The organism is Microbacterium sp. H83, assembly GCF_001650405.1.
In the GTDB taxonomy this organism is placed as follows: domain Bacteria; phylum Actinomycetota; class Actinomycetes; order Actinomycetales; family Microbacteriaceae; genus Microbacterium.
In genome coordinates this window covers 105,776-128,220 of record NZ_LWCU01000054.1, presented here as the reverse complement: position 1 = coordinate 128,220, position 22,445 = coordinate 105,776, and the positions used below count along the sequence as shown (strand labels likewise).

Below are 22,445 nucleotides of genomic sequence, written 5' to 3'. Positions count from 1 at the left end.
GACTCCCTCCCATCCGACCCCACGCAGAAGGACACGCACGACAGATGAGCTCCCCCACCCCCGTGCTGGACCCGGCACACGTCGACACCCGACCCACCGTCGGGTTCATCGGACTCGGCAACATGGGCTCCGGCATGACCCGCAACCTGCAGGCGGCCGGCTTCCCGCTCGTCGTCACCGACCTCCGTCGCGAGTCCGCGGCCGAGCTCATCGCCGGCGGCGCGCAGTGGGCGCAGACGCCCCGTGAGGTCGCCGCGGCCAGCGACCTCGTGATCACGATGCTGCCGACGCCGAAGCACGTCGAGGCCGTCGCCTCCGGACCCGACGGACTCGTCGCCGGGCTTCCCGACGGCGGCACCTGGATCGACATGTCGACGTCGGTCCCCGAGGTCCTCGACGCGATCCGCACGGCCAACGCCGACCGGGGCCTGCACCTGCTCGACGCGCCCGTGAGCGGGATGTCGGTGGGAGCGGCGAACGGCATGCTGCAGATCTTCGTCGGAGGGGAGAGCGACGACGTCGAGCGCCTGCGCCCGGTGTTCGAAGCGATGGGCGACCCGGAGCGCATCCTGCACGTCGGCGGCCACGGCGCCGGGTACGCGGTGAAGCTCATGATCAACCAGCTCTGGTTCTCCCACCTGGTCGCGACCGCAGAGGTGCTCTCCGTGGGGGTCGCCGCCGGCGTCGATCTCGGAGTGCTCCGCGACGCGCTGATCGCGAGCCCGGCGAACAGCACCTTCGTCTCACGAGACGTGCTGTCGATCCTCGACCACGGCGACTACGACGAGGGCTTCGCCATCGCCCTGGCGTGCAAGGACCTCGGGCTGTCGGTCGACCTCGCGCGATCGGTCGGGATGCCGGTCGAGCTGTCGTCGCTCGTCGAGCAGATCTTCCGTCGGGCGCGTGCCCGGTACGGCGACCGCGCGGGCGAGATGACGCCGGTCCGGCTGTACGAGGAGATGCTCGGCCGCGACCTCCGCCGGGAGGTGTCCGCATGACCGCCGCGCCCATGACCGCCGCCCGCGGGTCCGAGGTCATCGCCTCGGTGCCCACCGGACTGCTGATCGGAGGGGAGTGGCGAGCCGCGGCATCCGGTGCCACGTTCCCCGTGCACGACCCCGCCACCGGCGACGTCCTCGCCGAGGTCGCGGACGCGACGCCTGAAGACGGCATGGCCGCGCTCGACGCCGCCGCCGCCGCGCAGGAGGCGTGGGCGGCGACAGCACCGCGCGAACGGGGGGAGATCCTTCGCGGGGCCTTCGAGCTCGTGACCGCGCGCGCCGAGGACTTCGCCCTCGTGATGACCCTGGAGATGGGCAAGCCGCTCGCCGAGTCCCGCGCAGAGGTCGCCTACGGCGCCGAGTTCCTGCGCTGGTTCTCGGAGGAGGCGCCCCGGATCTCCGGTCGATACGCCACCGCGCCCGATGGCCGGAACCGTCTGCTCGTCGCGAAGCGGCCGGTGGGACCGAGCCTGCTCATCACGCCGTGGAACTTCCCGCTCGCGATGGCGACGCGCAAGGTCGCTCCCGCGCTCGCCGCCGGCTGCACCTCGGTGCTCAAGCCCGCCGCCCTCACGCCCCTCACGGCGCTGCTGTTCGCCGACGTGCTCCGAGAGGCCGGCGTGCCCGACGGCGTCGTCAACGTCATCCCGACCAGCCGGGCGGGCGCCGTCACCGGACCCCTCATCACCGACCCCCGGCTGCGCAAGCTGTCGTTCACGGGGTCGACCGAGGTCGGTCGACGGCTCATCGCCGACGCCGCGCACCAGGTGCTGCGCGTGTCGATGGAGCTCGGCGGCAACGCGCCGTTCCTCGTCTTCGAGGACGCGGATGTGGATGCCGCGGTCGAAGGCGCGCTGCTCGCGAAGCTGCGCAACGGCGGCGAGGCGTGCGTCGCAGCCAACCGCTTCCTCGTGCACGAGAGCGTCGCCGAGGAGTTCACGACGCGGCTCGTCGATCGCATGCGCGGGTATGTCACCGCGCGCGGGACCGAGCCCGACTCGACTCTCGGCCCTCTCGTCGACGAGTCCACCCGCGACAAGGTCGCCGAACTCGTCTCCGGGGCGATCGAGGACGGCGCGCGCGTCGCTCTCGGCGGCAGCATCCCCCAGGGGCGCGGGTACTTCTATCCGGCGACCGTGCTGGTCGACGTCCCGCAGGACGCACGCATCCTCGGCGAGGAGATCTTCGGCCCGGTCGCTCCGATCACCGTGTTCCGCGACGAGGACGAGGCCGTGCGCCTCGCCAACGCCAGCGAGTACGGGCTCGTGTGCTTCGCGTATACGCGCGACCTCGACCGTGCACTGCGTCTCGCCGAGCGCCTCGAGACCGGCATGTTCGGGCTCAACACCGGACTCGTCTCGAACCCGGCTGCGCCGTTCGGCGGCGTGAAGCAGTCGGGTGTCGGCCGCGAAGGCGGCTTCGAGGGCATCGACGAGTACCTCGAGACGACCTACATCGGCATCTCCGACCCCTTCGCCTCCCCCCGCACTCCCTGAAGGAGCCCCCCGTGCACATCACTGACTTCTCCCTCGATCACTTCTCCCTGCAGGGCAGGCGGGCGATCGTCACGGGAGGGAACACCGGCCTCGGGCAGGCGTTCACGCTCGCCCTGGCGAAAGCGGGCGCCGACGTGTTCGCGCCCACCCTGTTCGACGACGGCGGCGAGACAGCCGGGCTGGTCGCCGATTCAGGAGTCGTCTACCGCGAGGTCCGCGCCGACATCACCGAGAAGGGGGCGCCCGCTCGGATCGTCGACGCATGCGTCGACGCGCTCGGTGGAGTCGACATCCTCGTGAACTCCGCGGGTATCAGCCGCATCGCCGACGTGACCGACTTCGGTCGCGAGCAGTGGGACCCGATGGTCGCGGTCAACCTCACGGCTGCCTTCGAGATGTCGCACGAAGCCGCCAAGCGGATGATCCCGCAGGGCTCCGGCAAGATCATCAACATCGCCTCGCTCTTCTCGTTCCTCGGCGGGATCGGGTCGCCCGCCTACGCGGCGACCAAGCACGGCATCGCCGGGCTGACGAAGGCGTATGCAGACGAGCTGGGCGGCCACGGCATCCAGGTCAACGCGATCGCGCCGGGGTACTTCGCGACGCCGATCACGGCCGAGACGCGATCCGACTCCGAGGCCAACCGGCGGATCGTCGACCACACCCCGGCGGGGAGGTGGGGAGACGTCGCCGACCTCATGGGAGCGACGGTGTTCCTCGCCAGCACCGCCTCCGACTTCGTCAACGGGCACGTGCTGTCCGTCGACGGCGGCTACCTGGTGCGCTGACCGCGCGCCGACACCCTCTACGAACAGGAACTTCCCCCATGGTTGCTTCACGATCCGCTCTCTCGCGCGAGGAGATCGTCACCCGACTGCAGGAGATCCTCGGCGCCGACCAGGTCGAGACCGAGACGCAGGCGCTCCGCGAGGCGAGCGTCGACCGCTTCAAGAAGTACACGTCGGTGCACGGCATCTTCGACGGCCCGATCCCCGCGGCCATCGCGTACGCGCACTCCACGGCAGACGTCGCCGCGATCCTGGCGTTCGCCGACGAGAACCTCGTCAACGTCGTGCCTCGCACCGGTCGCACCGCGACGGAAGGCGGACTCGAGACGATCGTCGACGACTCGATCGTGCTCGACGGCTCGCGCATGGACGCGATCCTCGAGATCGATCCGGTCGACATGATGGTCACCGCGCAGTGCGGCGTCCCGCTGCAGGTGCTCGAGGACACTCTGCGCGCGCAGGGGCTCACGACAGGGCACTCGCCGCAGTCCAAGCCGCTCGCCCAGATGGGGGGACTGGTCGCGACCCGGTCGATCGGACAGTTCTCGACGCTCTACGGGGGCATCGAGGACATGGTGGTGGGTCTCGAGGCCGTGCTTCCCGGCGGCGAGGTCGTGCGCGTGAAGAACGTGCCCCGGCGTGCGGCCGGGCCCGACATCCGGCACATCGTGATCGGCAACGAGGGCGCGCTGGCGGTGATCACCGAGGTGACCGTCAAGGTGTTCACCCATCAGCCGCAGAACAACCGCTTCCTCGGCTACCTCGTCGACTCGCTCCCCGCCGGAGTGGCGGGACTCCGCGAGATCATCGTCGCCGGGTACCGCCCGTCCGTCGCCCGTGCGTACTCCGAGGAGGATGCCGCGCAGCACTTCTCGCACTTCGCCGGCGGCAAGGCCGTCGTCGTGGTGGTGGCCGAGGGGCCGAAGGGCGTCGCCGACGCGACAGAGGCAGGCGTCGAGGAGATCTTCGCCGGCATCCGGCACGAGAAGGTCGACCCCGCGCTCATCGAGGCCTGGTTCGACAACCTGAACTGGGGGCAGGACAAGATCGACGCCGAGAAGCGGGAGATGCTCGAGAACGCGCACCTCGGCTACACCACCGAGGTGTCGATCGACTGGTCCGGCGTCGAGGAGCTCTTCGAGTCGGTGATGCGCCGGGCCCGCACGGAGTTCCCTCGGGCCGCCGACCTCACGATGCTCGGCGGGCACTCCTCGCACAGCTACCAGACCGGCACGAACCTGTACTTCGTGTACGACTACGACATCACGTGCGATCCCCGCGAGGAGATCACGGAGTACCACGAGCCGCTCAACGCGATCGTCGTGGAGGAGGCCCTGCGGCTCGGCGGGTCGATGGTGCACCACCACGGCATCGGCAAGTACCGCACGCCGTGGACGCACGAGGAGCACGGCAGCGCATACCGCCTGCTGCGCGTGCTCAAGGACGGGCTGGATCCTCACGGGATCATGAACCGCGGGACCATCTACCCGTTGGACGACGAGACGGCGTCCCCGGCGTGAGCGCGTCGGCGGCGGAGTACGTCGTCGCGATCGACAACGGCTCGCAGAGCACGAAGGTCCTCATCGTCGACGGCGACGGGGCCGTGCATGCGAGCGCGCGCATCCCGCTGCGGCCCTATTCGTCGCCGGCGCCGGGGCGATGGGAGCACCCCGACGACGACCTGTGGGATTCGATCATCGCCGGAGTGCGGGAGGCGCTGACGCATTTCGACGGCGATCTCGCCGGCATCCGCGGGATCGGCCTGTGCACCATCCGCTTCTGCCGCGCGGTTCTCCGGGCAGACGGCTCGCTCGCGCAGCCCGTCATCAGCTGGATGGATGAGCGGCTGCCGCGCGCCTACGTGCGTGAGACCGATGACGCGGTGTACGTCACCACGTCATCGGGATACATCGGCCATCGGCTGACAGGGCAGCGGCGGGATGCCGCGGGCAACTGCCAGGGGATGTGGCCGATCGACACGTCGCGCTGGGCGTGGAGTTCGGATGCCGACGACTACGTCCGCACGGGGATGGAGCCGTCGATGCTGTTCGAGCTCGTGGCTCCCGGCGATGAGCTCGGCACTCTCACGGCCGAGGCCGCGTCGCTCCTCGGGCTGCCCGCCGGCATCCCCGTGATCGCCACGTCGAACGACAAGGCGGTCGAGGCGCTGGGGGCCGGACTGCGGGACGAGAACGACGCCCTGCTCTCGCTCGGCACGTATGTCGCGACCATGACCCCCGGTGAGGGAGCGCTCGACCCGCACCCCGACGTCTGGACGAACTTCGCCTCGGAGCCGGGGCGATATCTGTACGAGAGTTCGGGTGTCCGACGCGGCATGTGGACGGTCAGCTGGTTCCGCGACGTCGTGTCGGGCGCCGGCGCGGAGGTCTCGGAAGAGGAGCTCGATCGCGGCGCAGCGGAGGTGCCGGTCGGAGCGGGCGGTCTCGTGGCCGCGCTGGATTGGCTTGCTCCCGCCGATGAGCCGTGGCGGCGCGGCGCGCTGACGGGATTCGACGGCACGCAGGGACGATTCCACATCCACCGGGCCATCCTCGAAGCGCTCGCGATCGAGACCGAAGCCGGCGACGCCCGCGCACGGCGTGCACTCGGACGGACTCGACGAGCCCTGGTGGTGACGGGTGGGGGGAGCCGATCGGCGCTCATGCTCCGCATCCTGGCTGCGGTGTACGGCGTGCCGGTCCGGACCCCGCTGCTGGCGGATGCGGCAGGTATGGGAGCGGCGATCTGCGCCGCGGTGGGCACGGGGATGCACAGCGGCTGGGACGCAGCCGTCCGTTCGATGGTGGCAGTCGGATCGACGGTCGACCCGGACCCGGACATGCGCGAAGGCTACGACGGCGTGCGTCGCCGCTACGAGCGCGTCCTGCCGCGGATCCGCGGACTCTTCGACGGCACCGATCCCTCGTGAACGGCGGATCGGCTCTCGGTGTCGCACGGACGAGTCGAGCCGTCACGGCCACCGCATGCGGGTCGGCGGCGGATCAGCGCCAGATCGCGGCGATGCCCGCGTTGAGAGCGGTGAGGATGCCGACGAGCCAGAACATCGCGGCCGGCACCGTTCCGGTCTTCCGCTGGCGAGACGTGCCGATCCCGAGCAGAGCGCCGATCGCGAGGAGCACGACGAGCTTCGTCCCGATCTTCGCGTAGTTCAGCTCCGCGCCCTCGGGGAGGCCCCACGGGGCGGCGAGGGCCAGCCCGGCGACCGCGGCGATGGTCATGCCGATGCTCATCAGGCGCGTGAACTCGCGTCGGCCGCCGAACGCCTGCACGGCCCACGCGCCGAACAGCACGGCGAAGCCGATCAGATGGACGAACAGAACGACGTGGCGCAGAGTCTCCATGTGCTCACCCTAGGAGCCGAGCACCCCGCGCCACCAGCAAGGGCAGGCTCGCCTCAGCCCCGCAGGTCTCGGATCACGAGGGCGGTGCGCAGCGCGGCATCCGCGGCCTCGGCGCCCTTGTCCTCGTGCGACCCCTCGAGACCCGCACGGTCGAGACCCTGCTTCTCGTCGTCGAGCGTCAGCACGCCGAAGCCGACCGGCTTGCCCGCGTCGAGCGCGACCCGCGTGAGTCCGTCCGTGGTCGCCGCGGAGACGTACTCGAAGTGCGGCGTCCCGCCACGGATGATCACGCCCAGCGCGACCACGGCGTCCGCTCCGCCGGCGAACGCGGCCTGCGCCGCGACCGCCAGCTCGAACGATCCGGGCACGCGCACGAGGCGATGCGTGGCGCCGGCGGCGTTCAGCACGCGCTCTGCGCCGGTGATCAGGCCGTTCGAGATCGTCTCGTGCCAGGTGCCGGCGATGATCACGACCTGCAGGCCGCGTCCGTCGATGCTCTCTGTCCTGGGTGCTCCTGCGCCGCTCATGCGTCGTCCTTCCGTCCGTCGGCGAGAGCCTCTGCGAGCTCCGCCTCACCGATGATGTGACCCATCCGGTCACGCTTCGTCTCGAGGTACTGGTGATTGTTGGGTCCGACGCCGACGATCAGCGGAACCTGCTCGACGACGTCGAGTCCGAGGCTGCGCAGCTGATTCACCTTGTCGGTGTTGTTCGTCAGCAGTCGCACCTTCGAGACGCCGAGGTCTGCGAGGATGCCGGCCGCCGCCGCGTAGTCGCGCGCGTCCGCGGGCAGGCCCAGCGCGAGATTCGCGTCGACGGTGTCGAGCCCCTCCTCCTGCAGGCTGTACGCGCGCAGCTTGTTGATGAGCCCGATGCCGCGGCCCTCGTGGCCGCGCATGTAGATCACGATGCCGCCGTCCTGCTCGATCGCGTCGAGAGCGGCGTCGAGCTGGGGGCCGCATTCGCATTTGAGGGAGCCGAACGCCTCCCCGGTCAGGCACTCGGAGTGCACCCGCACCAGCGCCGTCTCCCCGGGCTCGCCCGCCACGACGGCGATGTGGTCCGTGCCGGTCACGCGATCCTTGTACGCGAGGAAGCGGAACGATCCGTGCTCGGTGGGCACGGTCGCATCGGCGCGCAGGCTCACGCGGCGGTTGCGTGCGGCAGGGCCGGCTCCCGCGGGGTCGATCTCGTTGAGGTGCGCGATCAGCTGCTCGATCGTGATGACCGGCACCCCGTCGCGCTCGCCGAGCTCGATCAGCCCCGGGAGGCGCATCATGCTGCCGTCCTCGGCGACGACCTCGGCGATCGCTCCGACGGGGCGGAGGCCCGCGAGCTTCATGAGCTCGACGGCGGCCTCGGTGTGGCCGCTGCGCTCCCGGACGCCGCCGTCCACGGCGCGCAGCGGCAGCACATGCCCGGGGCGGATGATGCTCGTCGCGGTCGAGTCGGGATTCGACAGCACGTTGAGCGTGTGGGCGCGGTCGTGTGCGCTGATGCCGGTCGTGACGCCGTCGGCGGCGTCGACGCTCACCGTGTAGGCGGTCGACCGCGCGTCCTCGCTGGCCGCGACCATGGGAGGGAGGTTCAGGTGGTCGGCGAGGTCGGCCGGCATCGGCGCGCAGATGAAGCCTGACGACCACCGGACGGTCCACGCCACCCATTCCGGGGTCGCGAGCTCGGCCGAGAGGACGACGTCGCCCTCGTTCTCCCTGTTCTCGTCGTCGGCGACGAGGACAGGGCGACCGGCGCGGAGCGCCTCGAGGGCCTCGGGGATGGTGGCAAGGCTCATCGCGAGCCTCCTTCCGGTGCGGCCCGGAACGCGAGCAGACGCTCGACGTGCCGGGCGAGGATGTCGGTCTCGAGGTTGACGCGGTCTCCGACCGCGCGCGTGCCGAGCGTGGTCGCGCCGAGGGTCTGCGGGATCAGGGAGACCTCGAACCAGGGTGCCGGGTCAGACGGGGCGCTGACGGCGCTGACGGTGAGAGAGGTGCCGTCGACCGAGATCGACCCCTTGTCGACGACGAGCGGGGCGAGGTCGGCGGGCAGCGAGATCCTCAGCACGCTCCACTGCGCACCCGGACGCACCTCCACGACGGATCCGACTCCGTCGACGTGGCCCTGCACGATGTGACCGCCGAGTCGAGCGCCGACCGGCATCGCCTTCTCGATGTTCACGCGGGTGCCCACCGTCGCCGAGCCCAGCGCGGCGACGTCCAGCGTCTGCTTCATCACGTCGGCGTCGAAGGTCTCGGCCGTCGAGTCGACGACGGTCAGGCAGACGCCGGAGACGGCGATGGATTCGCCGTGCACCGCATCGGATGCCGCCTTCGGGGCACGCACGGTCAGACGCCACCCGTCTCCCGCGGGGGCGATCGCGGTGATCTCGCCGATCTCCTCGATGATCCCGGTGAACATCAGGCGACTCCTTCTTCTCGGGTGCGCTCGGGGTCGGCGATCTCGTCGCGGGTGCGCTCCGGACTCGCGATCGCGAGCAGGTCCGCGCCCAGAGGCAGCCATTCCTCCACGGTCAGTCGGCGGGCCCGGTCGATCGACGGGACGCCGATGTCGGTCAGCGCCAGCCGCGCGCCGCCCAGCAGCACCGGGGCTACGTACGCCAGAACGCGATCGACGAGGCCCTGCGCGACGAAGGCGCTCGCGAGCGTCGGGCCGCCCTCGACGAAGACGCTCTGGATGCCGCGGGCCTGGAGGTCGGCCACGACGCGGTGCAGATCGTGCGTCTCGTAGAAGAGGGGCTCGCGCGGATGACGGCGGACGGCGGCTCCCGGCGGCGTCGCGCGGGATCCGATGACGACGGGCACCGGCTGATCCGCGAGCAGGGCGTCGCCGTCGCGCGCCGTGAGCGCGGGGTCGTCGGCGAGCACGGTGCCGGTGCCGACCACGATCGCGTCTGCCGAGGCCCTGCGACGGTGCACGTCGGCGCGGGCCGCGGGACCGGTGATCCACTGGCTCGACCCGTCGGCCGCCGCGGCGCGTCCGTCGAGGCTCTGCGCCCACTTCACGGTGATGTGCGGACGACCGAGGCGCTGGGCCGTGAGCCACCCGGAGATGACCGCCTGCGCGGCATCCGCCTGCTCCCCGGCCTCCACGTCGACTCCGGCGGCGCGCAGGCGCTCCGCCCCGCCGCCGGAGACCGCGCCGGGGTCGTCGAGGGCGTAGACGACCCGGGCGACGCCGGCGTCGATGAGTGCGAGCGCGCACGGGCCGGTGCGGCCGGTGTGGTTGCAGGGCTCGAGAGTGACGACGGCGGTCGCGCCGCGCGCCGCACCCGGAGCGAGCTTCGAGAGCGCGTCGACCTCGGCATGCGGAGTTCCCGCGCCGTGGTGCCAGCCCTCCGCGAGCACGGTCCCGTCGGGGGAGATGAGTACGGCTCCGACCTGCGGGTTGACCCCGCGCGGTCCGCGCGTCGCGAGCGCGAGAGCGCGGGTCATCGCCCGGTGCTCGGCCTCGTTCACTGCCATCCCTCGTCCTCTCCGGAGCTCCGGGGCGAGGTCGGGGTGGCGGAACGGACGCACGCGTGCGTCTCGTGCTGCCTCCCTTCCGGACTAGCGAGGTCTCCCTCGCATCACCGTCGGTTCCGGAATTCCACCGGATCGGCATCCCGATCTCTCGAGACGCTCGCGGACTGTCACCGCCGGTTCGGATTCCCACCGACCCCGGAGCACGTTGTTGATCTGAGTGTAGTCAACGCGCCCGCGCGCATTTCATTCCGAGTCGGAGACGCAGACGCCCCCGAGCGGAGCGATCACTTCAGCAGCCGGGAGAGGCGGCGGTCCGCGAGCACCTTGCCGCCCGTCTGGCAGGTGGGGCAGTACTCCATCGACCGATCGGCGAAGAAGACGCTGCGCACGGTGTCGCCGCACACCGGGCAGGCTTCGCCGCGGCGCGCGTGCACCTGCATTCCGCGCCGCTTCGCGTCTTTGAGGTCGGCAGGCGGCTTGCCCGACGCCTCCGCGACCGCCTCGGTCAGCGTGGTCTGCATCGCGGCGTACAGGCGGTCGACCTCGCCCCCGTCGAGCGTGTCGGCGATCGCGTAGGGAGACATCTTCGCCGCGTGCAGGATCTCGTCGGAGTAGGCGTTGCCGATGCCGGCGATGATCGCCTGGTCGCGCAGCAGCCCCTTGATCTGCGTGCGGCGCCCGGCGAGGAGTCCGGCGAACACATCACGGGTGAAGTCGGGGTCGAGCGGGTCGGGGCCGAGGCGGGCGATGCCGGGGACGTCTTCGGGGTTGCGCACCACGTACACGGCGAGGGACTTCTTCGTGCCCGCCTCGGTGAGGTCGAACCCGCTCTCGTCGTCGAGACCGACACGCAGCGCGATGGGTGACTTTCCGGGCTTGATCGGCGTCGCGGGCAGCATCTCGTACCACCGCAGCCATCCCGCCTTGGCGAGATGGAACACGAGATGCAGGTCCGCGGCGCAGGACAGGACGACGAACTTGCCCCGACGAGAGGCCGCCGTGATCTCGGCGCCGTGGAGCGCGGTGTTCGGCGGGTCGTAGGTCTTCAGCGCGGCGATCGCTCCCACGCTCGTGCGCACGATCGTGCGGCCGACGGCTCGTTCGGCGAGGAACGCGGTCAGGCCCTGTACTTCCGGCATCTCGGGCATGCGCCCATCCTGCCATCGGGGTCCGACATGCGCCTAGAGCACGGGCCAGTCGACGGGGGAGCGGTCATCGTCGGGCAGGAGGCCGGCGAACCAGCCGTCGTCCCGCCCGCGCGGGCTCGTGAGAGCCTGACGCTGCAGGCCCTCGTAGCGGAAGCCCAGAGCGCGTGCCGTGCGCGCCGACGGCACATTGCCGGCGACCGCCCGCCACGCGATGCGGGCGAGCCGGAGCTCCGAGAATCCCCAGTCGACCACCGCGCGGGCGGCCTCCGTCATGTATCCGCGGCCCCGCGCCTCCCGACCCGCCCAGAATCCGATCTCGGCGTGCCCGCCGGCGTGATGCCGCGCGATGTCGTGCAGGCCGATCATCCCCACGAGCCGATCCTCCGCGAAGATCGCCCAGACGGTCTCCACCCCGCTCGCCCACCACTCGTCGACGAGTCGGACGAAGTCGTCCGCGTCCTTCCTGGCGTACGGACTCGGAACGGTCGTCCAGCGGGGGATCGCCGGATCCTGGCACGCGGCCTCGATCGCCGCGGCGTCGGCGTCCGTCGGCGCTCGCAGGACGAGGCGCTCGGTGATGAGTGCGACCTTCTCCATTCCGAGAGCCTAGTGAGGCGGGGAGGCGATGTCGTCGTCCGAGGTCCCGGTGTCCGACGCCACGGTTAGGCTTGTCCGGTGACTGTTCCGGGGATTCTGCGCGCCTTGGAAGAGGCGTCTCTGTATCGTGACGCCCTCAGCTGGGCGCAGACCGACGCCGATCTCGGCCTCGTCGACGGGTTGGACGCCCCTGCGCTCGCCGGCCTGCTCGACAAGCGTCGGGCCGCGGGGCAGCCGGCGGCGCTGCTCACCGTCGTCCCCACAGGACGCCGCGCCGAGAGTCTCGCGGGCGCGCTCGCCGCCTACATCCCCGACGCCGAGGTCGTCACGTTCCCCGCGTGGGAGACGCTGCCCCACGAACGGCTGAGCCCGAGCCCCGACACGGTCGGCCAGCGGTTGCAGACGCTTCGCCGCATCGCCGAGTGGACCGGCGACCACCCGCTCGTCGTCGTGGCCTCGGTGCGCGCTGCGCTCCAGCCGATCGCCGGGAACCTCGGGGAGATCGTGCCGCTGGAGCTCAGGCTCGGCAGTCGCGGCACCGAGCTCGACCACGTGGCCGAGCAGCTCGTCGAGCGCGCGTACTCCCGGGTCGACATGGTGTCCGGGCGCGGCGAGTTCGCGGTGCGCGGCGGCATCCTCGACGTCTTTCCGCCCATCTCGGAGCATCCGTACCGCGTCGAGTTCTTCGGCGATGAGATCGACCAGATCCGCGCGTTCTCCGTCGCCGACCAGCGCTCCCTCCCCGGCGACGTCGACGGCGTCGACCTCCCACCGAGCCGCGAGCTGCTGCTCACGCCCGACGTGCGCGACCGTGCGCGGGCGCTGATCGGGGCGTTCCCCGCGATCTCGGGCATGCTCGAGAAGATGTCCGAGGGCATCCCGGTGGAGGGCATGGAGTCGCTGCTCCCGGCCGTCTCCGGACCGCTCAAGTCACTCGCCGAGTACCTGCCCGCGGGCAGCGCGACCGCCGTCGTCGACCCCGAGCGCTCGAGCGCCCGGGCCATCACGCTCGGCGAGACCAACCGCGAGTTCCTCGACGCGGCGTGGAGCGCCGCGACGTCGGGCGCCTCCGCGCCGATCGACCTCGGCGCCGGCGACTTCCTCACGATCGCACAGCTCCGCGAAGTGGTCCGCGACCGTGGGGGCGTGTGGTGGCGCCTGAGCCCGTTCGCGATGGGCGGGGAGGACGCCGAGACGATCGACGCGTCGGTGATCCCCTCCTTCCACGGCAACGTCGACGGTGCGATCTCGTTCGTCGACGCCAAGGTCGCCGACGGCTGGCGCGTGGTCGTGATCTCCGCCGGCGCCGGTCTCGTCGATCGCGCCCGCGACGTGCTGTCCGACCGCGGCATCGCGGCGCGCATCGTCGAGACCCTCGACACCGCGCCCGATGCAGGGGTCGCCACGCTCGTCACCGGCTCGGTCGAGGCCGGCTTCCAGGTTCCCGAGGCGAAGCTCGCGGTGCTCACCGACAACGAGTTCTACGGCCGGACCATCGGCGGCGACCAGCGGGTGGTCAAGAAGCTCGCCTCGCGTCGCAAGAACGTCGTCGACCCGCTGCAGCTGAAGCCCGGCGACTTCGTCGTGCACGCGACGCACGGGATCGGCCGCTTCGTCGAGATGACGCAGCGCGAGGTGTCGACCGGCGGCCGCAATGCGACGAAATCCGTCCGCGACTACCTCGTTCTGGAGTACGCCCCCTCGAAGCGCGGCTACCCGGGAGACAAGCTGTTCGTCCCGACCGACCAGCTCGACCTGCTCTCGAAGTACGTGGGAGGCGAGGCCCCCACGCTCTCCAAGATGGGCGGCAGCGACTGGGCGCAGGCCAAGGGCAAGGCCCGCAGGGCGGTGCGCGACATCGCGGTCGAGCTGGTCAAGCTCTACTCGGCGCGCATGAGCGCGAAGGGATACGCCTTCGGCCCGGACACACCCTGGCAGCGCGAGCTCGAAGAGGCGTTCCCGTTCGCCGAGACCCACGACCAGCTGCAGACGATCGACGAGATCAAGGCCGACATGGAGCGGCCGATCCCGATGGACCGGCTGCTGTCCGGCGATGTCGGCTTCGGCAAGACCGAGGTCGCCGTGCGTGCCGCCTTCAAGGCGATCCAGGACGGCAAGCAGGTCGCGATGCTCGTCCCGACGACGCTCCTCGTGAAGCAGCACCTCGAGACCTTCACCGAGCGGTTCGCCGGCTTCCCCGTCAAGGTGCGTCCGCTGTCCCGATTCCAGACCGACAAGGAGGCCCGGCTCACGCTGGCCGGCCTCCTCGACGGCACGGTGGACATGGTCATCGGCACGCACCGCATCCTCACCGATCAGGTGCTGTTCAAAGACCTCGGACTGATGATCATCGACGAGGAGCAGCGCTTCGGCGTCGAGCACAAGGACGCCCTCAAGAAGATGAAGACGAACGTCGACATCCTCGCGATGAGCGCGACGCCGATCCCGCGGACGCTCGAGATGGCGGTGACCGGCATCCGGGAGATGTCCACCCTCGCGACGCCGCCGGAGGACCGGCATCCGATCCTGTCGTTCGTGGGACCCCGCAGCGACAAGCAGATCGCGGCCGCCATCCGACGGGAGATCCTGCGCGAGGGACAGGTCTTCTTCGTGCACAACCGCGTGCAGTCGATCCAGCGCGTCGCCGCGGAGCTCGCCGAGCTCGTCCCCGAGGCGCGGATCGCCGTGGCGCACGGTCAGATGGGCGAGCACGCGCTCGAGCAGGTCGTCGACGACTTCTGGGAGCGCAAGTTCGACGTCCTGGTGTCGACCACGATCATCGAGACCGGTCTCGACATCTCCAACGCGAACACCATCATCATCGACCGCGCGGACAAGTACGGGCTGAGCCAGCTCCACCAGCTGCGCGGTCGGGTGGGCCGCGGCCGCGAGCGCGCGTACGCGTACTTCCTCTATGACGACATGAAGCCGCTCAGCGAGACCGCGGCCGATCGACTCCAGACCATCGCCGTGAACAACGACCTCGGATCGGGCATGCAGGTCGCGCTGAAGGACCTCGAGCTGCGCGGCGCGGGCAGCCTCCTCGGCGCCGAGCAGGCCGGCCACATCGCCGGCGTCGGCTTCGATCTCTACCTGCGCATGATCGGCGAGGCGGTCGCGACCTTCCGCGGCGACGAGGTCGAGACGGGGCAGGAGCTGCGTCTCGAGCTCCCGCTCGACGCCCGCATCCCGGAGTACTACATCGACAGCGAGCGGTTGCGGCTCGAGGCCTACCAGAAGCTGTCCGCGGCATCCGCGGCGACCGCGAAGGACGACGCGATCGACCTGGTCATCGAGGAGCTCACCGACCGCTACGGCACCCCGCCCGAGGAGGTGGAGGGCCTGATCGCGATCGCGCGACTGCGACGCCGCGCCGCCCGCGTCGGCCTCGCGGACGTCGTGGTCATGGGCTCGAACCTGCGGATCGCTCCCGCCCGACTCGAGGACTCGATCAAGGTGCGGCTGCAGCGCCTGTACCCGAAGGCGAAGCTGGTCTCCGGGGGCGAAGCGCTCGTCGTGCCGATGCCGACGGTACCCGCCGCCATCGGCGTCGGCGTCGAGCCGCTGCCGGACGCGGAGCTGCTGGAGTGGGTGGGCCAGCTGTTCACCGCGATCTTCCCGGAGCCCGCCGCAGCAGACCAGGGTGCGCCTCAGCCGGCCGTCGCGAGGTAGAGCGGGTTTCCGTCAGGGTCTCTGACCTCGGCGACCCGCTCGCCCCACGGCTGGTCGGCGGGCGCGGAGACCGCCCCTGCACCCGCCGCCACGGCGCGCGCGAAGGCCGCGTCGGCGTCGTCGGTGTAGAGCCACACGGCCACGGCGTCCCCGCGGACGGCATCCGGAGCGAACCCGATGGCGAGAGCCCCGTCGCCGACCGCGAGAGCCACATAGACGTCGACGCCCTCGTGGTCGAAGCGGTAGGTCACGACCGCGCCGAACGCCGCTTCGTAGAACGCCTGCAGTCGAGGCAGGTCGGATGTCCGCAGGATCGGGAACAGGCTCGAGACGACCATGCCTGCAGGCTAGATCCGTCGGATCGTTCGATCAATGCCCGATCTCGATCACAGCGAGAAGCCCCCGTCCGAGGTGAGCACCTGCCCGACGACCCACGATCCGGCGTCCGAGCACAGCCAGCCGATCAGCCGCGCCGGATCGTCGGGGCGCCCGACCCGGCCGAACGGCGTGCCGGCGATCCATTCGGCGACTCCCGACAGATCACGGTCGGTGGTCTCCTCGTCCAGATAGCCGGTGTTGACCGGACCCGGGTTCACGGTGTTGAGCACGATCCCGACGTCGAGGAGCTCCGCGGCGGTGGATCGGGTGATGCCGGCGAGCGCCGCCTTGCTCGTCGCGTAGGAGATCTCGCCGCGCATCGCGCTGTGCCCCTGCCCCGAGGTCATCCAGATCACGTGTCCGGTGGGTCTCTCGAACGGCCCGGCAGCCTCGATGCGGTCGCCGGGGCGGGCGGCGGCTTCCGTGGCCCCGCCGCCGAGCTCCCGTCGCCGTCTGCGCGCGAGCCCGGCGGTGAGGAGCAGCGTCGCCCGTGCATTCGCCTGCCAGTGCGCGTCGAGGCGGTCCGCGGTCATGTCGAAGATCGATCCGTCGCCTCCGCTCATGGCCTGATTGCACACGAGGATGTCGAGCGTGCCGCTCAGCCCCTCCGCGGCGTCGAGGAGCGGCTCGATCTGCTCGGGATCGCGGAGGTCCGCTGCCGTGTCGCCGGAGCGCGCGCCGTCGACGAGCGCGGCGGCGATCCCGGCGCGGACGGCGTCGAGATCATCGCCGCCCCACGGGTGGTCGAGGTCATGGGGACGGAAGTGGTGGATGTGGACGTTCGCGCCGAGTGCCGCGAGGGTCGTGGCGGTGGCGTAGCCGATGCCGCGGCGACGGGAGACGCCGGTGACGAGGGCCGTCCTGCCGAGGAGGGGGAGCGAGGGGGACTGCATGCGGTGCCTTTCGATCGATCGTGCCGTGGGCGCGCGAGAGCGGCCCGAGAGCGGAGGGGGATCGAGTCACCGGCATTGCATGGGGGCCAGCGTAGCAGCGGGCTAGCGCGGGTCGTCGATCACGTCAACGGGGTGTCCGGTCCGTCCGACACGGCCGGATGCTGTGCGCATGTGGACACTGCTCATCATCCTTCTCGTCGTCTGGGCCGGTCTCGCCGTGTTCGGCTTCGTGATCAAGGGGCTGCTCTGGCTGGCGGTCCTCGGGATCGTGCTGTTCCTCGCGACGGTCGTCATCGGGCTGCTTCGAGGTCGCGCCGCGACGAAGGAGTGAGCCCGAGGCTCCCTCCCCACTACGCTGGCGTCATGTTGTACGAGCACCTCGGGGCTCGGCCCCGGATCCATGACACCGCCGTCATCGCCCCCACCGCCGTGATCTCCGGCGATGTGGAGATCGGCCCCGACTGCCAGGTGCTGCACGGCGCGGTCGTCACGGCCGAAGGCGGGCCCATCACGCTCGGCGCGCACGTCATCGTGATGGAGAACGCCCTCATCCGCGCGACAGCCGCGAACGCGGTGCACATCGGTCCGCACACCCTCGTGGGCACTCTCGCGAGCATCGCCGGCGCGACGGTGGGCGAGGAGGTCTTCCTGGCGTCCGGAGCCCGCGTCTTCAACGGGGCACTGGTGGGAGACCGCTGCGAGGTGAGGGTCAATGCGATCGTCCACCGTCGCGCCGTGCTGCCCTCCGGGACGGTGGTGCCGATCGGGTGGGTGGCGGTGGGCGATCCGGTGCAGCTGCTGTCACCCGACCGCGAGGACGAGATCGCGGCTGCCCAGCCCGAACTCGACTTCCCCGGCCATGTCTTCGGCGTCGACCGCGACACCCCCGACCTCATGGTCCAGCTCACCGAGCGGTACGGCAGCTCCCTCGCCCGTCACGCCGACGACATCCGCATCGACGGCGACGGTCATCGCCGCCCGCACCGGGCGGATCGCGGGTGAGCGTCGGCGCGGGACTCGTCCGACCCGATGTCAGCACCGCGGATGCCGCGGAGATCGCCCGCGACTGCTACGGGATCGCGGCGACGGCCGCGGAGCTCGGCAGCAATCAGGACCGCAACTTCGTGCTGACCGAGCCCGACGGCTCGCGCAGCGTGCTCCGCATCGACAACGAGGTGTTCGAGGATGCCGGTCGCGACGCCCAGCACGCGGCGCTCGACGCGTATCGCTCCGCGGGCGTACCGGTTCCCGCCGTCATCCCCGGTCTCGACGGGCAGCTGACCCAGCGCTGGCGAGGGCACGCCGTGCGGCGCAGCGAGTTCGCGGAGGGCGAGGCGCTCGTGGACGCCGGGTACCTCGCGCCCGTCGTGCTCGCGGAGTTCGGCGCTCTGGCCGCGGCCTCGGTGACGGCGCTCGCGCCCCTCCGGCATCCGGGACTCGAGCGGGAGCAGATGTGGGACATGAGGGTCGCGCACGCGCAGATCCTGGAGCTCGCGCCGTCGATCGCCGACTCGACTCTGCGCCGTCGGGTGCTGCGCGCGGCCGAAGAGGCCGAGGCTGCCCTGGGCGTGGTGGCCTCAGCACTGCCGGTGCAGCCGATCCACGGCGATCTCACGGACGACAACGTGACGGGGATCCGCGGGGCGGACTCGCGGCTGCATCCGCACGCGGTGCTCGACCTCGGTGATCTGGGCACCGGATGGCGGGTGGCGGAGCTCGCCGTGTGCGCCTCGTCGATGCTGCACCACGACCCGCGACGGCCGCTGCGGGTGCTCGAGACGATCGCCGCCTTCCATGCGTCGGCGCCTCTCAGCGACGACGAGGCCGCCGCAGTCTGGCCGCTGATCGTCCTCCGTGCGGCACTGCTCGTCGCGAGCGGATGGCGGCAGCTCGAGATCGACGGCGACAACGACTACGCGCGCGAGCGCATCGACGGCGAGCAGGCGATCTTCGACGCGGCCACGGCCGTCCCCCTGATCGAGGCGACGGAGCACGTGCGCGCACGGCTCGGCATCGACGCACCGACCTTCGAGGCACCGACCGTCGACGGCCCCGAGCTGTCGGCCCTGCTGCCCGATCTCGGCGGGCGCATCGCGATCGCCGACCCCGGCGTCGAGTCCGAGGCGCTGGACGCCGGGCGCTGGACGGACCCCGCGGCCGAGGCCGCGCTCATCGCCGCGGCGCACGATGCCGGAGCGCGCGTCGTGATCATGCCGTACGGCGTGTTCCGCCTCACCCGCACGACCGTGGACTCCGACGAGGCGCCCGAGACCTGGCCGATCGAGACGGAGCTGCACATCGCGCCCGGTCCGTCGGCGCGGGTGACCGCACCGGTCGGCGGCGACCTCACCGTGTCGGGGCCGCGGGTGCGGATCGACCGCGGGGACGGCTGGGAGCTGGTCCTGCGCAGCGACGATCTCGAGCAGTTGCGCGGCGGTCGGGTCGAGGCGGGCGAGAGCATCGGACGGCTCGCCGCCTCCTTCGACGAGCGCACGATCGTGGTCGGTGTGCGCCGCGTCGACGCGCCGCCGTCTCTCTCCCGCGTCGGAGCGCCGGCCGCCGCGCCGGCCGTCGGCGCGGAGCTCGTGCGACCGGAGCAGGTCGCGGCCTGGCTGCGGCTCACGGCGGACCCTGCCTCGCTGCTGGGGATCGGCACGCGCGCCCAGATCGACGAGGCTCCCGGCGAGCTCCGTCGTCGCGAGCGCATCTTCGCGGAGGCGCAGGAGCGCTACTACGAGCGTCCTCCGCAGATCGAACGCGGATGGCGCCATCATCTCGTCGACACCACCGGACGCGCGTACATCGACATGGTGAACAACGTCGCCGGTCTGGGCCATGCTCACCCGGCGGTCGCCGAGGCCGCGAGCAGGCAGCTGCGCACCCTCGCGACGAACTCGCGCTTCCTGTTCCGCGATCTCGCCGAGTACAGCGAGCGCCTGATCGCGCTCATGCCGCAGGACAGCGGCCTCGATACCGTGCTGCTCGTCAACAGCGGCTCGGAGGCGGTCGATCTCGCGCTGCGGCTCGCCCAGGCTGCGACGGGCCGTCGGACGGTCGTCGCGCTCCGCGAGGCCTATCACGGGTGGACCATGGCGACGGATGCCGTGACCACGAGCGCCTACGACAACCCCGACGCCCTCGGAACGCGCCCCGACTGGGTTCACGTCGCCGATGTGCCGAACCCCTATCGCGGCACCCACCGCGGCGAGGGGTCCGCACCGCGGTACCTGGCCGACCTGGCCGCCGATCTCGACCGGCTCGCCGCGGATGGTCGCGACGCCGCCGCCTTCCTGTGCGAGTCGGTGCTCGGCAACGCCGGCGGGGTGCTGCTGCCCGACGGGTACCTCGCGGGAGCCTACGATCTCGTCCGTCGACACGGCGGTCTGTGCATCGCCGACGAGGTCCAGGTCGGCTTCGGGCGGATGGGCTCGACCTTCTGGGGGTTCGAGCAGTCGGGGGCCGTGCCCGACATCGTGACGATCGCCAAGCCGATGGGGAACGGCTTCCCGATCGGCGGCGTCGTCACGACCCGTGCGATCGCGGACGCCCTGAGCGCACAGGGGCAGTTCTTCTCGTCTGCGGGCGGAAGCACGCTCAGCTGCCGGGTCGGCCTCGCCGTGCTCGACGCCATGGTGGAGGACGATCTGCAGCGGAACGCGCTCGAGGTCGGGACGCGGCTGGCCGAGGGGCTGCGGGGGCTGCAGCAGCGGCATCCGCTCGTCGGCCCCGTCCACGGCACCGGCCTCTACCTCGGCGTCGAGCTCGTGCGCGACCGCGGCACCCGGGAGCCGGCGGCCGCCGAGGCCGCGGCGATCTGCGAGCGGATGCGGGAACTCGGCGTCATCGTGCTCACCACGTCGGAGCGGTCCAACGTGCTGAAGATCAAGCCGCCGCTGTGCCTGACGCCCGAGAGCGCGGACCACGTCGTCGCCATGCTGGATCGCGTCCTCACCGACGGATGGTGAGATCCGGGAGACGGTGAACGCCGGGGGATGGGAAAGCGCCGGGGGATGGGAAAGGCGGAGCGGATCGCTCTTCGAATACCGCGTCGCCACGCCATGTTAAATGCGTATTTCGAACCGGATCTGCTCTTCCGCTGACGATTAGGTCGGGTCCATACTGATGCTCAGCGTCGGACGACCCGAAGTCCGGCCCCTGCTCTCCGAGGAGAACACATGGCCATGAAGACCACGCCGCTCGCGCAGGGTGGGGGAACGCTCCGCCGGAATCTCGGACTCTGGGCGATCGTCGGCCTGGGTCTCGGGTACATGACCCCGACGGTCGTCTTCGACACGTTCGGCATGGTCGCGCGCGATACCGACAACGTCGTCCCCGCCGCCTACCTGGTCGCGCTCGTGGTCATGGTCTTCACCGCGATCAGCTACGGCAAGATCTCCCGCGCCATCCCGAGCGCCGGCTCGGCGTACACCTACGTGCGCGAGTCGATCCATCCGAACCTCGGCTTCATGGTCGGCTGGACCTCGCTGATCGACTACGTCCTGCTGCCGATGGTGAACTGCCTGATCATCCGGAGCTACCTCGAGGCGCTGTTCCCCGACATCCCCGGCTGGATCTGGGTGGTCCTGTACTGCATCCTCGTCACCGGCGTCATCTACCTGACGATGCGCGGCACCTCCAACATGAACATGATCCTGCTGGTGTTCTCGATCGTCGTCATGGCCGTGTTCGTGGTGATGGTCGTGGCGCAGCTGCTGCGCGGCGACGGCGCGGCGACGATCGCCTCGGCGGCACCCTTCATCCATGACGGCGCCACGCTGGGGGCCGTGCTGATGGGAGCCACCATCGTCTGCTTCTCGTTCATCGGGTTCGACGCGGTCACGATGTACGCGGAGGAGGCGAAGGACCCGAAGATCATGCCGAAGGCCATCCTGCTGACGGTGCTGCTCGGCGGAGCGATCTTCCTGATCGCGGCCTACGTGACGCAGCTGCGCTTCCCCGACTGGAACGAGTTCGCGCCGGGCGGCGACATGCAGTACGTCGAGGACTCCACTCTGCCGATCATCGGCAATCTCGTCGGAGGCAACGTGCTGATGGCGGTGCTGACGGCCGCGGGCTTCTGCGCGACGCTGGCCTCGGGTCTCGCCTCGCACGCGTCGGTCTCGCGCATGCTTCTCGTGATGGGACGCAACAACGTGCTGCCGCAGCGAGCCTTCGGGTACATCAACCCCCGCACGCACACGCCGACCTTCAACATCGTGCTGGTCGGGGCGATCTCTCTCCTGGCGATACCGTTCACGCTCGAGCTGATCGCGGCCTGGATCAACTACGGCGCGCTCATCGCCTTCACGTTCGTCAACATCTCGGTCATCGCGTGGTTCGCCGTGCGCAAGGGGCTGCGGCGGACGCCGCGGGACATCGTCAACTACATCGTCATGCCCGGCATCGGCATGCTCCTCACCGGGCTGCTCTGGGCCAACCTGCACCAGGACGCGCTCGTCGGCGGCCTCACCTGGACGGCGCTCGGCGTGATCTACCTCGCCGTCATCACCCGGGGCTTCCGCAAGAAGGTGGTCGCGTTCGACGAGAACCAGGCCGTCACCGGCTTCAACAAGGTCGTGAAGGTCCCCGTCGACGAGAGCTGACGCGACGCGTGCCGGTCGGATCGCG

The 22,445-nt window shown here is 70.8% G+C and carries 19 protein-coding genes and 1 riboswitch; of the genes, 10 read left to right on the top strand and 9 right to left on the bottom strand.

Annotation, left to right across the window (positions count from 1 at the left end; genetic code table 11):
• Window positions 1-44: 44 nt before the first annotated feature.
• The 5 genes from A4X16_RS16185 to A4X16_RS16165 are packed head-to-tail and all read left to right on the top strand — an operon-like array spanning window position 45 to window position 6,214.
• A complete protein-coding gene (locus A4X16_RS16185) occupies window positions 45-998 on the top strand; it encodes an NAD(P)-dependent oxidoreductase (protein ID WP_067122630.1) in 954 nt (317 codons plus the stop codon).
• Window positions 995-2,497: an NAD-dependent succinate-semialdehyde dehydrogenase gene (locus tag A4X16_RS16180; RefSeq protein ID WP_067122627.1), complete on the top strand. Its 1,503-nt coding sequence runs from the start codon at window positions 995-997 to the stop codon at window positions 2,495-2,497. The genes A4X16_RS16185 and A4X16_RS16180 overlap by 4 nt, the downstream gene beginning before the upstream one ends.
• A gap of 11 nt (window positions 2,498-2,508) precedes the next feature.
• Window positions 2,509-3,285, top strand: coding sequence for an SDR family oxidoreductase (locus A4X16_RS16175; protein ID WP_067122624.1), 777 nt, complete (start codon window positions 2,509-2,511; stop codon window positions 3,283-3,285).
• Window positions 3,286-3,323: 38 nt separating this feature from the next.
• Window positions 3,324-4,805 (top strand): FAD-binding oxidoreductase, encoded by a 1,482-nt coding sequence (locus A4X16_RS16170; protein ID WP_067122621.1) that lies wholly within the window; start codon window positions 3,324-3,326, stop codon window positions 4,803-4,805.
• A complete protein-coding gene (locus A4X16_RS16165) occupies window positions 4,802-6,214 on the top strand; it encodes an FGGY-family carbohydrate kinase (RefSeq protein WP_067122618.1) in 1,413 nt (470 codons plus the stop codon). The genes A4X16_RS16170 and A4X16_RS16165 overlap by 4 nt, the downstream gene beginning before the upstream one ends.
• Before the next feature lie 73 nt (window positions 6,215-6,287).
• Here the strand turns inward: A4X16_RS16165 and A4X16_RS16160 are convergent, their stop codons facing one another.
• The 7 genes from A4X16_RS16160 to A4X16_RS16130 all read right to left on the bottom strand — a co-directional run bounded on the left by A4X16_RS16160 (window position 6,288) and on the right by A4X16_RS16130 (window position 11,874).
• Window positions 6,288-6,647 (bottom strand): Fe-S protein, encoded by a 360-nt coding sequence (locus A4X16_RS16160; RefSeq protein WP_067122615.1) that lies wholly within the window; start codon window positions 6,645-6,647, stop codon window positions 6,288-6,290.
• A gap of 53 nt (window positions 6,648-6,700) precedes the next feature.
• Entirely contained in the window at window positions 6,701-7,174 is a 474-nt protein-coding gene (ribH, locus tag A4X16_RS16155; RefSeq protein WP_067122612.1) for a 6,7-dimethyl-8-ribityllumazine synthase, read from the bottom strand.
• A complete protein-coding gene (locus A4X16_RS16150) occupies window positions 7,171-8,439 on the bottom strand; it encodes a bifunctional 3,4-dihydroxy-2-butanone-4-phosphate synthase/GTP cyclohydrolase II (protein WP_067122609.1) in 1,269 nt (422 codons plus the stop codon). The genes ribH and A4X16_RS16150 overlap by 4 nt, the downstream gene beginning before the upstream one ends.
• Window positions 8,436-9,065, bottom strand: coding sequence for a riboflavin synthase (locus tag A4X16_RS16145; protein ID WP_067122605.1), 630 nt, complete (start codon window positions 9,063-9,065; stop codon window positions 8,436-8,438). Before A4X16_RS16145 ends, A4X16_RS16150 begins: the two co-directional genes overlap by 4 nt.
• Window positions 9,065-10,129 carry a bifunctional diaminohydroxyphosphoribosylaminopyrimidine deaminase/5-amino-6-(5-phosphoribosylamino)uracil reductase RibD gene (gene ribD / locus A4X16_RS16140; protein WP_067122602.1) on the bottom strand — a complete coding sequence of 355 codons (1,065 nt, stop codon included), beginning with the start codon at window positions 10,127-10,129 and terminating at the stop codon, window positions 9,065-9,067. Before ribD ends, A4X16_RS16145 begins: the two co-directional genes overlap by 1 nt.
• Before the next feature lie 62 nt (window positions 10,130-10,191).
• Window positions 10,192-10,336: riboswitch (FMN riboswitch) on the bottom strand.
• A 77-nt stretch (window positions 10,337-10,413) separates the two neighbouring features.
• Window positions 10,414-11,277 carry an Fpg/Nei family DNA glycosylase gene (locus A4X16_RS16135; RefSeq protein ID WP_067122599.1) on the bottom strand — a complete coding sequence of 288 codons (864 nt, stop codon included), beginning with the start codon at window positions 11,275-11,277 and terminating at the stop codon, window positions 10,414-10,416.
• A 33-nt stretch (window positions 11,278-11,310) separates the two neighbouring features.
• Window positions 11,311-11,874, bottom strand: coding sequence for a GNAT family N-acetyltransferase (locus A4X16_RS16130; RefSeq protein ID WP_067122596.1), 564 nt, complete (start codon window positions 11,872-11,874; stop codon window positions 11,311-11,313).
• Between the two features lie 78 nt (window positions 11,875-11,952).
• Between A4X16_RS16130 and mfd the strand changes: the two genes are divergently transcribed.
• Window positions 11,953-15,546, top strand: coding sequence for a transcription-repair coupling factor (gene mfd, locus A4X16_RS16125; RefSeq protein ID WP_067122592.1), 3,594 nt, complete (start codon window positions 11,953-11,955; stop codon window positions 15,544-15,546).
• Here mfd and A4X16_RS16120 read toward each other — a convergent pair.
• A complete protein-coding gene (locus A4X16_RS16120; protein ID WP_067122589.1) occupies window positions 15,525-15,884 on the bottom strand; it encodes a VOC family protein in 360 nt (119 codons plus the stop codon). The genes mfd and A4X16_RS16120 overlap by 22 nt on opposite strands.
• 48 nt (window positions 15,885-15,932) lie before the next feature.
• Entirely contained in the window at window positions 15,933-16,817 is an 885-nt protein-coding gene (locus tag A4X16_RS16115; protein WP_067122586.1) for an SDR family oxidoreductase, read from the bottom strand.
• A gap of 169 nt (window positions 16,818-16,986) precedes the next feature.
• Between A4X16_RS16115 and A4X16_RS18175 the strand changes: the two genes are divergently transcribed.
• The 4 genes from A4X16_RS18175 (at window position 16,987) to A4X16_RS16100 (ending at window position 22,420) form a co-directional block, all read left to right on the top strand.
• Complete coding sequence (locus A4X16_RS18175) at window positions 16,987-17,148, top strand: hypothetical protein (protein WP_197491861.1); 162 nt, start codon at window positions 16,987-16,989, stop codon at window positions 17,146-17,148.
• 32 nt (window positions 17,149-17,180) lie between these two features.
• Window positions 17,181-17,819, top strand: coding sequence for a gamma carbonic anhydrase family protein (locus tag A4X16_RS16110; protein WP_067122583.1), 639 nt, complete (start codon window positions 17,181-17,183; stop codon window positions 17,817-17,819).
• Window positions 17,816-20,782 (top strand): aminotransferase, encoded by a 2,967-nt coding sequence (locus A4X16_RS16105; RefSeq protein ID WP_067122580.1) that lies wholly within the window; start codon window positions 17,816-17,818, stop codon window positions 20,780-20,782. Before A4X16_RS16110 ends, A4X16_RS16105 begins: the two co-directional genes overlap by 4 nt.
• Window positions 20,783-20,992: 210 nt before the next feature.
• Window positions 20,993-22,420, top strand: a complete 1,428-nt coding sequence (locus tag A4X16_RS16100) for an APC family permease (RefSeq protein ID WP_231880403.1) — start codon at window positions 20,993-20,995, stop codon at window positions 22,418-22,420.
• Window positions 22,421-22,445 lie beyond the last annotated feature (25 nt).

Excerpts from the sequence above, each read along its gene's own strand:
- A4X16_RS16130 (WP_067122596.1), bottom strand. The coding sequence starts at position 11,874 with ATGGAGAAGGTCGCACTCATCACCGAGCGCCTCGTCCTGCGAGCGCCG.
- A4X16_RS16160 (WP_067122615.1), bottom strand. The coding sequence starts at position 6,647 with ATGGAGACTCTGCGCCACGTCGTTCTGTTCGTCCATCTGATCGGCTTC.
- ribH (WP_067122612.1), bottom strand. The coding sequence starts at position 7,174 with ATGAGCGGCGCAGGAGCACCCAGGACAGAGAGCATCGACGGACGCGGC.
- A4X16_RS16185 (WP_067122630.1), top strand. The coding sequence starts at position 45 with ATGAGCTCCCCCACCCCCGTGCTGGACCCGGCACACGTCGACACCCGA.
- A4X16_RS16120 (WP_067122589.1), bottom strand. The coding sequence starts at position 15,884 with ATGGTCGTCTCGAGCCTGTTCCCGATCCTGCGGACATCCGACCTGCCT.
- A4X16_RS16170 (WP_067122621.1), top strand. The coding sequence starts at position 3,324 with ATGGTTGCTTCACGATCCGCTCTCTCGCGCGAGGAGATCGTCACCCGA.
- A4X16_RS16115 (WP_067122586.1), bottom strand. The coding sequence starts at position 16,817 with ATGCAGTCCCCCTCGCTCCCCCTCCTCGGCAGGACGGCCCTCGTCACC.
- A4X16_RS16145 (WP_067122605.1), bottom strand. The coding sequence starts at position 9,065 with ATGTTCACCGGGATCATCGAGGAGATCGGCGAGATCACCGCGATCGCC.
- A4X16_RS16180 (WP_067122627.1), top strand. The coding sequence starts at position 995 with ATGACCGCCGCGCCCATGACCGCCGCCCGCGGGTCCGAGGTCATCGCC.
- A4X16_RS16135 (WP_067122599.1), bottom strand. The coding sequence starts at position 11,277 with ATGCCCGAGATGCCGGAAGTACAGGGCCTGACCGCGTTCCTCGCCGAA.
- A4X16_RS16110 (WP_067122583.1), top strand. The coding sequence starts at position 17,181 with ATGTTGTACGAGCACCTCGGGGCTCGGCCCCGGATCCATGACACCGCC.
- A4X16_RS18175 (WP_197491861.1), top strand. The coding sequence starts at position 16,987 with ATGTGGACACTGCTCATCATCCTTCTCGTCGTCTGGGCCGGTCTCGCC.
- A4X16_RS16100 (WP_231880403.1), top strand. The coding sequence starts at position 20,993 with ATGGCCATGAAGACCACGCCGCTCGCGCAGGGTGGGGGAACGCTCCGC.
- A4X16_RS16150 (WP_067122609.1), bottom strand. The coding sequence starts at position 8,439 with ATGAGCCTTGCCACCATCCCCGAGGCCCTCGAGGCGCTCCGCGCCGGT.
- ribD (WP_067122602.1), bottom strand. The coding sequence starts at position 10,129 with ATGGCAGTGAACGAGGCCGAGCACCGGGCGATGACCCGCGCTCTCGCG.